General features: G+C 71.0%; 11 protein-coding genes. All 11 read right to left on the minus strand.

What is annotated here, in order from left to right; genetic code table 11:
• Window positions 1-2 precede the first annotated feature (2 nt).
• The 11 genes from ITJ62_RS17590 to ITJ62_RS17640 all read right to left on the minus strand — a co-directional run bounded on the left by ITJ62_RS17590 (window position 3) and on the right by ITJ62_RS17640 (window position 12,030).
• Entirely contained in the window at window positions 3-767 is a 765-nt protein-coding gene (locus ITJ62_RS17590; protein ID WP_194604936.1) for an SAM-dependent methyltransferase, read from the minus strand.
• Between the two features lie 35 nt (window positions 768-802).
• A complete protein-coding gene (locus tag ITJ62_RS17595) occupies window positions 803-2,521 on the minus strand; it encodes an ABC transporter ATP-binding protein (RefSeq protein WP_194604939.1) in 1,719 nt (572 codons plus the stop codon).
• On the minus strand, window positions 2,518-3,390 hold the full coding sequence (locus tag ITJ62_RS17600; protein WP_194604943.1) for an ABC transporter permease: 873 nt from the start codon (window positions 3,388-3,390) through the stop codon (window positions 2,518-2,520). Before ITJ62_RS17600 ends, ITJ62_RS17595 begins: the two co-directional genes overlap by 4 nt.
• Entirely contained in the window at window positions 3,387-4,478 is a 1,092-nt protein-coding gene (locus ITJ62_RS17605; protein ID WP_228498759.1) for an ABC transporter permease, read from the minus strand. Before ITJ62_RS17605 ends, ITJ62_RS17600 begins: the two co-directional genes overlap by 4 nt.
• A gap of 71 nt (window positions 4,479-4,549) precedes the next feature.
• The gene (locus ITJ62_RS17610; protein ID WP_194604945.1) at window positions 4,550-6,172 is read right to left on the minus strand and encodes an ABC transporter substrate-binding protein; all 1,623 of its coding nucleotides are present in this window, start codon (window positions 6,170-6,172) and stop codon (window positions 4,550-4,552) included.
• Window positions 6,173-6,262: 90 nt separating this feature from the next.
• A complete protein-coding gene (locus ITJ62_RS17615) occupies window positions 6,263-7,753 on the minus strand; it encodes an NtaA/DmoA family FMN-dependent monooxygenase (RefSeq protein WP_370582011.1) in 1,491 nt (496 codons plus the stop codon).
• 114 nt (window positions 7,754-7,867) lie between these two features.
• Window positions 7,868-9,298 carry an amidase gene (locus ITJ62_RS17620; RefSeq protein ID WP_194604949.1) on the minus strand — a complete coding sequence of 477 codons (1,431 nt, stop codon included), beginning with the start codon at window positions 9,296-9,298 and terminating at the stop codon, window positions 7,868-7,870.
• A gap of 86 nt (window positions 9,299-9,384) precedes the next feature.
• Window positions 9,385-9,966, minus strand: a complete 582-nt coding sequence (locus ITJ62_RS17625; RefSeq protein WP_079707223.1) for a GNAT family N-acetyltransferase — start codon at window positions 9,964-9,966, stop codon at window positions 9,385-9,387.
• A gap of 65 nt (window positions 9,967-10,031) precedes the next feature.
• Window positions 10,032-10,751: a uracil-DNA glycosylase gene (locus tag ITJ62_RS17630; protein ID WP_194604952.1), complete on the minus strand. Its 720-nt coding sequence runs from the start codon at window positions 10,749-10,751 to the stop codon at window positions 10,032-10,034.
• Window positions 10,752-10,754: 3 nt separating this feature from the next.
• Window positions 10,755-11,492, minus strand: a complete 738-nt coding sequence (locus tag ITJ62_RS17635) for a Type 1 glutamine amidotransferase-like domain-containing protein (RefSeq protein WP_064295268.1) — start codon at window positions 11,490-11,492, stop codon at window positions 10,755-10,757.
• A 40-nt stretch (window positions 11,493-11,532) separates the two neighbouring features.
• A complete protein-coding gene (locus tag ITJ62_RS17640) occupies window positions 11,533-12,030 on the minus strand; it encodes a phosphoribosyltransferase (RefSeq protein WP_071262460.1) in 498 nt (165 codons plus the stop codon).
• Window positions 12,031-12,072 lie beyond the last annotated feature (42 nt).

Here is a 12,072-nt window from a genome sequence, read left to right on the forward strand (position 1 = left end):
GGTCACCGGGCGGGCTTGCGCGCTTCGATGAGGGTTCGGGAGGAGTGCGCGACGAACGGGCCGTCCTCCTGCAGGGACCGGTGCAGCTCCTGCAGGCGGTCGAGGTACCGCGCGGAGGTGAATCCGGGCACCATCCAGATCACTTTGCGCAGGAACCAGACGATCGCACCGACGTCGTGGAACTCGATCCGCAGCCGTTCGGTCCGCAGCTCCACGATCTCGAGTCCGGCGGCGCGGGCACCGTGGGCCTCGTCGTCAGGGTGACGTGCTCGACGGACGGCTTCGGGCTGCGGGCCGAGGAAGGCCTCGACGAGTTCGAACACGCTCGCCGGTCCGACGTGCTGGGCGAGGTAGCCTCCTCCCGGCGCGATCACCCGCGCCACGTCGGCCCAGTCCACAGCGACGGGATGCCGGCTCGACACGAGCGCGAACGAGTCGTCCGCGAACGGCAGTGGAGCACCCTCCTCCGTGCGAACGACGACGACCCCGCGCGGGTGCAGGCGGGCGGCGGCTCGGGCGAGGTTCGGTGGCCAGGACTCGGTGGCGGCCGCGAGCGGTGGGAGCACCGGCGCCGTGTCGAGCACCTCTCCCCCGCCGGTCTCGAGGTCGAGCGAGGACGGGACGTCGGCCAGACGTCTCCCGAGCAGCTCCGAGAACCGCCAGGAGGGGCGCGCCTCACTGGCTCGGCCGTCGAGCCACGAGAAGTCCCATCCGTCGACCGAGGCGGCGTCGGCCTCGGCGACGAGGTCGTCGAACGATCGTGACATGGTCTCCTCCGTGCGTGGCTCCGTGGTCGGTGCGCTCATCCGACGGCCTCGAACCGGCTCGGATCGAGCCGGTCGACGTCGAACCGCGGCACCGCGTCGAGCAGCTCCCGAGTGTACGCGTGCTGCGGATGCCCGAGGACGGCCGAGGCCGGGCCCGACTCGACGACGCGCCCGGTCGACAGCACCGTCACCTCGTCGGCGATCTGCCGGACGAGACCGAGGTCGTGCGAGATGAACAGGTAGCTGAGCGCGTGCTCGTCCCGGAGGTCGAGGAGCAGTTCGACGATCTGCGCCTGCACCGAGACGTCGAGCGCCGAGGTGGGCTCGTCGAGGACGAGCACCGACGGCGCGAGGACGAGCGTCCTCGCGAGTGCGACCCGCTGGCGCTGACCGCCCGACACCTCCCGTGCACGACGCCCCAGTGCACTCGCGGGGAGGGCGACCTGGTCGAGGATGGTCGCGACGCGGCGCCGGCGTTCGGCGGCGCTCCGCACCCCGTGGATCCGCAGTGGCTCCTCGATGATCTGTCCGACGGTGTACCGCGGATCGACCGCCGAGAGCGGGTTCTGGTAGACCAGCTGGAGGTCGCGCGCGAAGGGGTTGGCGACGGCGTTGTCCCGCGGGAGTTCCCGGCCGGCGACCCGCACCGAGCCGTCGTCGAAGGAGGTGAGCCCGGCGACGATGCGCGCGAGCGTCGATTTGCCCGACCCGGACTCGCCGACGAGCGCGTGGATCGAACGCGGACGGAGGACGAGCGACGCGCCGTCGAGTGCGGGCGGCGCCTGCGGATCGCGTCCGAACCGTTTGGACACGTGCGACACCTCGACCACCGCGGGCGCCGCGTTCGTCCCGCCGCGCTGCTCCGCCTGCACCTGCTCGGCCGCAGCGCTGATGCGTTCCCGGTAGCGCAAGGGCGAGGACGCGGGTGAGTCCGAGAGCAGCCCCACCGTGTAGGGGTGCCGCGGTGCGAGCAACACCTCCTCGGCCGGGCCCGACTCGCGGACGTTCCCGTCCTGCAGGACCACGATCGCGTCGCTGCGCTCCTGCGCCAGCGCCAGGTCGTGGGTGATGAAGAGGATCCCGAGCCCGAGCTCCTGCCGGAGGCCGTCGAGGAGGTCGAGGATGCGCCGCTGGACGGTCACGTCGAGCGCGGACGTCGGCTCGTCGGCGATGAGCAGCTTGGGGCTCGCCGCGATGGCGATCGCGATGAGCACCCGCTGCAACTGCCCGCCCGAGAGCTCGTGCGGGTAGGACCGCACGCGGACCGCGGCCTGACGGATGCCCACATGCTCGAGCAGCTCGATGACGCGCGCGGGGACCTCCGAGCGCGGGGTGTCGCCCGCCACCTGGACCGCGTGGGCGATCTGGACGCCGATCCTCTGCAGCGGGTCGAGTGAACTCAGCGGATCCTGCGGGATGAAACCGAGCGTCGAACCGCGCAGGGGGCGCCACTGCTTCCGGGAGAAGTCGGCCACCTCGTGTCCGGCGACGGCGACCCGACCCGCGGTGACCGAGCCGTTGCCCGGGAGGAGCCCCGCGACCGCCCGGGCGATCGTGCTCTTCCCCGAACCGGACTGGCCCACGAGCGACACCGTCTCGCCGCGCCCGACCTGGAACGACACGTCGCGCACCGTGTCGGTCGGCCCCCTCGAACCACGCGTCCGGTATCCGACGGCGAGTCCGTCGACGAGCAACGGCACCGGAGCCGCGTCGACGACGTGGAGTGCGCTGTGCTGCAGGGCTGCCTGGTTCATGCGGTGGTCCTCTCGCGGGTGAGTCGGCTGAGACGGCTGATGGCGAGCACGGTGACGGCGATCACGAGGCCCGGGACGACGACGAGCCATGGCGAGGACACGACGTACTGACGACCCTCGGAGACGAGCAGGCCCCACTCCGGGTCGGGCGGCGGAGCTCCGTACCCGAGGAAGCTGAGCGAGGAGATCCAGATGATCGCGAGGCCGAACTGGAGGGCCGTGAGCGACAGCACCGCGGAGTACGAGTTCGGGAAGACGTGCTTCGCGAGGACGTACGCCCGCGAACCGCCGAGATGGTGACTCGCCTCGACGAACGGCAGGTCCTTCACCGTCAACACCTCGGAGCGCATGATCCTGGTGAACCCCGCGATCGAGGAGATCCCCACGGCGACGGCCGCGTTCAGGGTGCCGAAGCCGAGCGCCACGACGACGACCATCGCGAGGAGCAGCCCGGGGATCGAGAGCAGCACGTCGACGATCCGGCTGATGACGGCGTCGACGAGACCGCCGAACGACGCGGCGACGAGCCCGAGGACCGTGCCGGCGCCGAGACCGATGAGGACGGCGACCGCCGAGCCGAGCAGGGTCCGACCGGTGCCGTGGATCACCCGCGACAGCAGGTCGCGACCGAGGGAGTCGGTTCCGAACCAGTGCGCGACCGATGGAGCGGCGAGCGCGTTGGCGTCGTCGGGCTCGAGCGGGTCGTGCGGCGTGAGGAGGCCGGGTGCGACCACGGACACGAGGACGAGACCGACCACGATGATCGCCAGGACGTCAGCGACCCCGAGGCGGCCGAGGAGTCGACGGAACGCGTCCGGTCCGTCGTCGGCCGCGGTGACGTCGCGGTCCGGTTGGAGTCGGAGACTCATGCGTCCACGCTCGCTTTCGTCGGGATACCGTCGGGCACCGCCGTCCCCGTCGCCGCCGCTGTCGCGACAGCCGGCCTGGCGAGGCGGGAGCGTCGGGACCGCCCATGCCCCGGGCGGACGATGCGCGGGTCGAGGACGGGGTAGACGAGGTCGGTCACGAGGTTGATGCCGACGTAGATGGAGGAGATGAGGATGACGACGGCCAGGATCACCGGGGTGTCCTGATCGCGCACGCTCTCGAAGGTGATGAATCCGAGGCCGGTGCGGGTGAACACGGCCTCGACGACGACGGCGCCGGCCAGCAGCTCTCCGACGACGAGGGCGAGCATCGTGATCGACGGGATCGCACCGTTCTTCAGGACGTGGCCGAGCGCGATCCGGACCTCGCTCGTCCCCTTCGCGCGGAGCACGGCGACGAAGGGTTCGTCCGCGGCCTTCCGGAGTCCCTGGATCAACACCTGCGTCAACGGACCGTTGACGGCGAGCGCCAGGGTCAGTGCCGGGAGCACGTAGGACACGAAGCCCTGATCGCGCACCGACGACACCCAGCCGAGCTGGAACGAGAAGATCGCGAGGAGCACGAAGCCGATGAGGAAGCTCGGCGCGGAGATCGAGGCGATGGGCGCCGAGGCCGCGATGCTCCTGATCGCCTTGACGGGGCCGTACACGGCGGTGAGCGCGATCGCGAGCGACAGCACGATCGTCATGACGAACGCCACGCCCGCGAGCACGGTCGTGTCCGAGAAGCCCTGCGCGACGAGGTCCGACACGGCACGACCGCTCACGAGCGAGTAGCCGAGGTCCCCGTGGAGGAGCCGACCGACCGTCAGCGCGAACTGCTCGATCGGCGACAGGTCGAAGTGGTAGTACGCCCGCAGCGCCTCGCCGGCGGACGGGGGCAGTGGGTTGAGCGGGCTCGTCAGCTTGTTCTCGATGGGGTCGCCGGGCAGGACGAAGAGGGTGAAGAAGACGAGCGTGTAGACGAGGGCGATCACGAGGAGCGCCTGGGCGACGCGCCTGATCACGTACTCGCGGTACTGCCGGCGTCGCGTGTCCGCCGCGCTGGCGTTCGGATGCTGGTTGGACATGTGGGGCCTCCTCTCGGAAGGGACGGGACCGGAGACGGGAGGGCCGTCCGATCGACGGCCCTCCCGCACGCTCAGTCCTCGATCGAGGTGTTGTAGAACTCCGGCAGGGCGCCGTCGGTGAGGGAGAAGCCCTTCACCCGCTGCTGGGTGACGAACACCTGGCTGTCGTTGAGGATCGGGACGACGTAGGCCTGGTCGATCAGGTGGTCCTGGATCTGGCCGAGGATCGCCGCGCGGGTGTCGTCGTCGGTCGCGGCGTTCTGCGCGTCGAGCAGCGACTGCAGGGTCGTGTCGGCGCCGGCGAGACCGAGGAGGTCGGAGCCGTCCTTGCTGTAGTACTCGCTGAGGCCCTTCGAGGGGTCCGGGTGCGGCCAACCGACCCGGAGCGCACCGACATCCGGGTCCGCGAACGCGGTCGCCCAGTAGGTGGAGTAGTCGAGCTCATTGAGCGACAGCTCGATCCCGACGTCCTTGAACTGGTTCTGGATCTGCTGGAAGAGGCTCTTCGCCGTGTTGTCGTAGACGTCGATGTAGGTCTTCACCGTGAGCCGCTCGCCGCCCTTCGTGCGGTAGCCGTCCGCGTCGCGCTCGGTCCAGCCGGCTCCGTCGAGGAGGCTGTTCGCCGCATCCGGGTCGTAGGCGAACTTCGCCGATTCGTCGACGTAGCCGAAGGTGCCCGGCGACAGCACCGACGTCGCGGGCGTCCAGCTGTCGGTGTACTGCGTCTCGATGATCTGCTCACGGTCGATCGCGTGCAGCAGCGCCTTGCGGACGTCGACGTCGTCGAGGAACGGCGCCTGGCTGCGGAGGAACCACTGGTTGCTGAGACCGACACCCGTCTTGGACACGATGTCGTAGCCGGCGTCGACGAGCCCCTGCTCCTCACTCGGCTGGACGTAGCGGATGACGTCCGCCTCGCCCGACTTCAGGGTGCCGAGCCGGACGCTGTCCTCTTGCACGGGGATGACCGTGACCGAGGCGAGGTGCGCCTCGCCCTGGTTCGGGGAGGACGGCGGGGCCCAGGCGTAGCCCTCACGACGGTCGAGCACGATCTCCTTGCCGTAGGTCTCGGAGGCGACGACGAAGGGACCGGAGCCGATGAGGTTCACGAACTTCGACTGCTCCTCCTTGCTCGCATCGATCGTGGCGTCGGCGACGAGCCCGGATCCCCACCCGGTGAGCACGTTGAGGAAGGGCGCGTACGGCGCGGCGAGGACGACGGTGACGGTGCTGGTCGCATCGTCCGGCGTCGCGACGAGACCGGGCGGGAACTGCGCGTTCGGGGTCGTCCCCTTCGCCTCGTCGCCGGTCGACTGCCAGTTCAGGTTCTTCGCGACGCTCGAGGCGTCGACGGCGGTGCCGTCGCTGTAGGTGACGCCGTCACGGATCACGAAGGTGTACGTGAGACCGTCGGGGCTGACGGTCCAGGAGTCGGCGATCCATGGTTCGAGTTCGCCCGTCTCCGCGTTCCGGTAGAGCAGGCGGTCGGTGATGTTCTGCTGGAGCGCACGGGTCTGCCACGTGCCCGCCTCCTGCACCTGCGCCGAGGTGGGGATCTCCGCGTCGAGGTAGGTGAGGCTGCCACCGTCCGCGTCGGACGAGGCCGACGCCGCCGAGCAGCCGGTCAGCGCGATGCTCACGGCGACGAGGGCTGCGGCGGCGAGTCGTGCTCGCCGTCTGGTGGTTCGGGTCATGACGGGTACTCCTGTGGGTCGGGGTGGTCCGGTGCTGTGCCGGTGTGGTTGCCCATCCTGGACGGCGCACCGGGCCACCCCGCCGCTCTGTTACGACAGGTTTCCCGCGGGTTCCCTCGATGACGCCGTGTGACCGTCGAGCGCCCTCTCGTGCTGGTCGCCGAGGTTCCGTCCACCGCGGTACCGCGCGGCCGGGTGGTCTGACGGGAGCCGGGCGGCTCCCCCGGTCAGCCGCTCACGGAGCGTCTCCCCCGGTCGATACGCGTCGCGCAGTCGCCCTCTGCGACGCAGCTCCGGCACGACGAGTTCGACGAAGTCGGTGAGCGTGTCGAGGCTGTGGTACTGCCGCAGGTTGATGCCGTCGATACCGACCTCGTCCAACCATCGCTCGATCTCGTCGGCGACGACCTCGGGGGTGCCGACAGCGAAGAAGTCCCGTTCGAGGTCGCTGCCGACCCGGCTGACGAAGTCGCCGACGGTGCCGGCCGTCACCTGGGGCGGGAGGGCGTCCGCCGGGACCCCCTCTGCGGCGAGCGCCTCGGCGACCGTCCGATCCTCCGGGTGCGCCTGAGGGTCGAACGGGAGGCTCGCGTGCACGAACCGGCCGACGAGGCTCGCGTGCTCCCGGTATTCCGCGGCCTTCGCCTCGGCCTCCTCCTGCGTCGGAGCGACGATGACGGCGGCTTGGACGACGATCTTCAGTGCGGCCCCGTCGCGTCCGTTGTCGGCCGCTGCCGCACGGAACCGCTCGAGGAGGGGTCCTGCACCACCAGGCCCCCGCACGCCCGTGAACACCGCTTCGGCGTGCCGTCCGGCGAACGCGATGCCGGCCGGTGAGGCGGTCGCGGTGTAGAGCAGCGGCGTCCGCTGCGCGCTCGGCTCGGACAGGTGCGGTCCGGCGACCTGGAAGTAGCGCCCGACGTGATCGATGTACCGCACCTTGTCGGGGTCGGAGTAGACGCCGGCCTCACGGTCACGGACGACGGCGTCGTCGTCCCACGAGCCCTCCCAGAGCTTGTAGAGGACATCGAGGTACTCCTCGGCGATCGCGAACCGTTCGTCGTGCGGGATCTCCTCGGCGAGGCCGAAGTTCCGTGCGGCGTTGGGCAGGTACGAGGTGACGATGTTCCACGCGACGCGGCCGTTCGTCAGGTGGTCGAGGGTGCTCATGCGACGGGCGAAGGCGAACGGCGGCTCGTAGCTCGTCGAGAAGGTGATGCCGAAGCCGAGGTGCTCGGTCACGGCGGCCATCGCGGGGACGACGAGCAGCGGGTCGTTGTTCGGGATCTGCAGGCCCTCGCGCAGGGCGTCGGCCGGGCCGCCACGGAACACGTCGTAGGTGCCGACCACGTCCGCGATGAAGATCGCGTCGAACCCGCCCGCCTCAGCCGTCCGGGCGAGTGTCGTCCAGTACCGGATGTCGGTGTACTGGTCGCGTCGGTTGTCCGGCAGGCGCCAGAGGCCGTGGGTGATGTGGCTCACGCAGTTCATCTCGAACAGGTTGAGGATGAGCTGCTTGGGGCTGGACTGCGTTGGGCTGGACTGTGCGCTGATGATCGACTCCTCCGGTGGAGCGGCGATCGGTCCGTCCGGACCGGGCCGCCTGAGCACCCTAGGCGCAGCGGGAGGGACGAGGTCCGGCCGCCGTGTCACATCCCGTCATACGCCACCGGGCGACGCGAGGGCGACGATCGGTCAGCGGGCGACGGACGGGACGCGGTCCTGCCAGCGCAGTCGCCGCTCCAGTTGCGCACCGAGGGCGAGCAGGGTCGCCTCGCCTCCGGGGCGCCCGATCAGCTGGACACCCATCGGCAGCCCCTCGGACGTCTCGTGCACCGGGAGCGTGATGGCCGGCAAGCCGGTCGCGTTCACGAAGGAGGTGTGCGGCGCGTAGCGCACCTGCTGCTCGAAGTTCAGCTCGGGCGAGCCCTGGTCGTACCACCCGATCGGCCGTGGTGTCTGGGCGAGGGCCGGCGTGATGATCGCGTCGAACGGCGCGAACTGCGCGAGGACGCTGCGCTCGAACCGGTGGAGACTGGCGAGCGTCTCCATGAGCCGGGTCGCCGGCAGCGCCCGACCGCGCTCGACGAGGGACCTCGTGATGGGTTCGAGGAGCGCCAGCTCCGCCTCCGAGGACGCCGGGACACCGGCCGCCGAGGCCTGCCAGATCGTCGTGAAGTCGGCCGGGTACCGTTCGGCGTCGCGGAGGGTGAGCTCCTCCAGGCCGTGCCCCATCGCGGTGAACGCCCGGGTGGCGACGTCGACGGCCGCGAGGGCCTCCGGGTCGACCGCCAGCTCGAAGGCGCTGTCCCAGGGTGAGCCGTCGAGGACCGCCAACTGGAACCGGCCCTCACCGCGCACGGCGTGCCCGAGCAGTGGTCCGTCGTCGGCGTCGGGTGCGCGCAGCGTGAAGTGGTGGTCGATGCGTCCGTGCACGCGCTCGATCATCGCGTCGAGCAGGAGCGCCGCGTCGGCGACGGTCCGGGCGATCGGCCCGGGGACGACGAGGCCGGCGAGTCGGTCGACACCGGAGCCCGCGGGGACGAGCCCCCTCGTGGGCTTCAGACCGACGAGCCCGCAGGCGGCCGCCGGGATGCGGACGGAGCCGCCGCCGTCGGAGCCGGGGGCGAACGGGAGGAGCCGCGCGGCGACGGCGGCTGCGGCCCCGCCACTCGACCCCGCCGCTCCGCGGTCGAGGGCCCACGGGTTCCGGGTCGGTATCCCGTGGAGCGGCTCCGTGTAGCCGTAGAGCCCGAACTCCGGGGTCGCGGTCTTCCCGAGGCTCACCGCACCGGCCCGGTCGAGGACGGTGACCAGTTCGTCGTCCGTCGTCGCCACGAGATCCGCTGTGAGCCGCGACCCGAAGCGGACGGGCTGACCGGCACGGGACACGAGGTCCTTGTCGCCGATCGGGAGTCCCCACAGCGGTGCGGTCCGAGGAAGCGCGTCGACCGCCTCCACGCGTTCGGCGAGCGATCCGGCGGCGACCGAGGTGAAGGCGCCGATCGCGTCGTCGAGGCGTTCGATCCGGTCGAGGTAGTGCCGGGCGAGCTCCGTCGGTGAGACCTCGTCCCGCTGCAACGCCTGCCACTGCTCGAGCGCCGTCAGCTCGTGGAGTTCCGCCATGCGACCAGCCTAGAGGCGGCGGTCTCCGGTGGTCCCCGTTCCCGGGCCGTTCCGGTCCCTGAGCCTGTCGAAGGGCGTCGACCGGTTCAGCGCTTCAGGGACTTCTGGAGGAGGACCGTGCCGATCCAGCGGCCGAACTTGAACCCGACTCGGCCCATGCGGCCCACCTCGGTGAACCCGAACTTCTCGTGCAGGGCGATCGACGACTCGGCGCCCTTGTCGGCGATGACGGCCAGCATCTCCTTGAGCCCGGCGGCCTTCGAGCGCTCGATGAGCTCACCGAGCAGATCGGTGCCGAGGCCCTTGCCGGTCGCCGCGGCTCCGAGGTAGATCGAGCTCTCCACCGTGAACCGGTACGCGCGCTTCTGCTTCCACGGCGCACACAGCGCGTACCCGAGGATCTGCCCGGTCGGGTTGACGGCGACGATGAACGGGAGCTGGAGCCGCTGCAGGTAGGCGAACTTGGAGCGCCACTCGGCGAGGGTCATCGCGTCCTCGTCGAAGGTGACCATGCTGTTGGCGACGTAGTGGTTGTAGATCGCCCGGATGTCGGGCAGGTCGGCCGCAGTGGCGTCGCGCATCGTGAAGGCGAACGGCGTCTCGGGGGTCGGCGGCTTGCGCAGGTGCGGCGGCAGCCGGCGCCTCGGCTCGTACTCCTCTTCCAGCATCCCCCAAGCCTAACGAGGGGGTGGGTCGGCGGACAGCCCTTGCGGCCGACGCCACGACCCGGTCGTCAGTCGAGCGACCAGTCGATCGGGTCCACGCCGCGGGAGACGAGGAAGTCGTTCGTGCGGCTGAACGGCTTGGAGCCGAAGAAGCCCCGCGAGGCGGAGAGCGGACTCGGGTGCGCCGAGACGATGACGTGGCGGTCGGGGTCGGTCGATGATTCGAGCAGCGGTGCCAGTCGTTCGGCGTCCTTGCCCCAGAGGATCGACACGAGCGGTGCGGGGCGTGCGGCGAGCGCGCGGATCGCCTGTTCCGTGATCGCCTCCCAACCGTGTCGGCGGTGCGACCCGGCGGAACCCGCCTCGACCGTGAGGACGCGGTTGAGGAGCAGCACGCCCTGTCGGGTCCACGAACTGAGATCACCGTGCTCCGGCGTCGGGACGCCGAGGTCCTCGCGGAGTTCCCGGTGGATGTTCGCGAGGCTGCGCGGCAGCGGGCGCACCTCCCGGTCCGCGGCGAACGACAGACCGATCGGATGACCCGGCGTCGGGTACGGATCCTGCCCGACGATGAGGACCCGGACCGCGCTGAACGGCGTGCGGAAGGCCCGCAGGACGAGCTCGGGTGCCGGCAACCATCGGGCGCCGGCCGCCGCTTGGGCCGCGAGCCAGTGGTCGATCGTCGTGAGGTCGTCCGCGACGGGTGCGAGCGCGTCGGCCCAGCCCTCGTCCATCGACCCCGCTGCGGCGAGCTGTGCCGGGCTGCCGCCGAGGATGCCGTCCGTCATGGACTACTGCTGCTGCGGCTGCTCGGCGCCGATCGTGCGGACGACGACCCCGTGCTCGGCGGTGAAGACCTGCCAGACACTGCCGCCACCGAGGACGGAGAGCGCCCCCTGCCCGACGACGAGCGCCGTGTTCTCGTCGATCGCGACACCACCGTCGACGACCCCGGCCTCCGTCGCGGCGACGAGGCGCCCGAGGGTGCCCCACTGTGCGGCGTGCGCCTCGACGGCGATGTCGACGAGCCCGAGACCGTCGCCGATCGTGACCTCGTCGAGTTCCTCGGACGCCGCCTCGGGGCTCACGGGGACCTCACCGACACGCCATCCGCCGATGATCGCGTGCTCGGCGGCGATCATCGCCCCGGCCGAGATACCGAGGTAGGGCAGACCGGACGCCACGAGGCGTCGGATGTCGGTGGCGACCGGCGCGACCGCCTCCGCGTAGGCCGAGGGCAGCCCACCGCCGACGACGATCCCGTCGACCTCGGCCAGCTGAGCCTGCGCGACCACGCCGCCCTCGCGGACGACCACGCGGATCGCCTCGATCTCACCGGAGCGTGCCACGGCGCGTTCCAGGGCGGCGGACTGCTCGAGCCCGTCGCCGTCGTGCACGACGACGATCGCGATGCGCGGGGCCAACCGACCGGCGACGACCGCGAGCGCGGCCGCCTCGGCGATGAACGCTGCGTAGACGGTCGACTCGGTCTCTGGGGCGGCCGGACCGCCGAGGAGGAAAACACTCACCCTGAGACCCTACCCGGCACCCCGGATCAGGCGGGGACGATCAGGCCGTGATCGTCGGCAGCGTCGACCAGGGGAAGGAGATCCAGCGGTCGACGCGCTTCCACACGTAGTCGGGACGGAGCACCGTCTGCGGCTTCTCGTACAGCGTCACCGTGCGGACCTCCGCACCGCTCGCCTGCATGAGTTCCAGCACCATCGCGAGCGTGCGACCCGAGTCGGACACGTCGTCGACGAGCAGCACCCGGCTCCCCGGCAACCCGGCCACGTCGAGCAGCGGCGGGAGCACGACGGGCTCGGGGAGACGCGCGTCGACCCCGGTGTAGAACTCGACGTTCAGCGCGCCGCACGCCTTCACGTCGAGGGCGTAGGCGATGGCACCGGCGAGCAGGAGCCCGCCGCGCGCGATCGCGACGACGGAGTCGGGCCGGAACCCGCTCGCGACGATCGCACTGGACAGTTCGCGGGCCGCGTCACCGAACGTGGGCCAGTCGAGGACCTCTCGCTCCGGGGACGCTGCGCTGGGGTTCTCGGTCGACATCCTCCAACGCTATCCTGCCGGCCGGGCCGCCTGTACCATCCC

The sequence above is a fragment of the Plantibacter sp. VKM Ac-2876 genome (assembly GCF_015350715.1).
GTDB classification, from domain to species: domain Bacteria; phylum Actinomycetota; class Actinomycetes; order Actinomycetales; family Microbacteriaceae; genus Plantibacter; species Plantibacter auratus.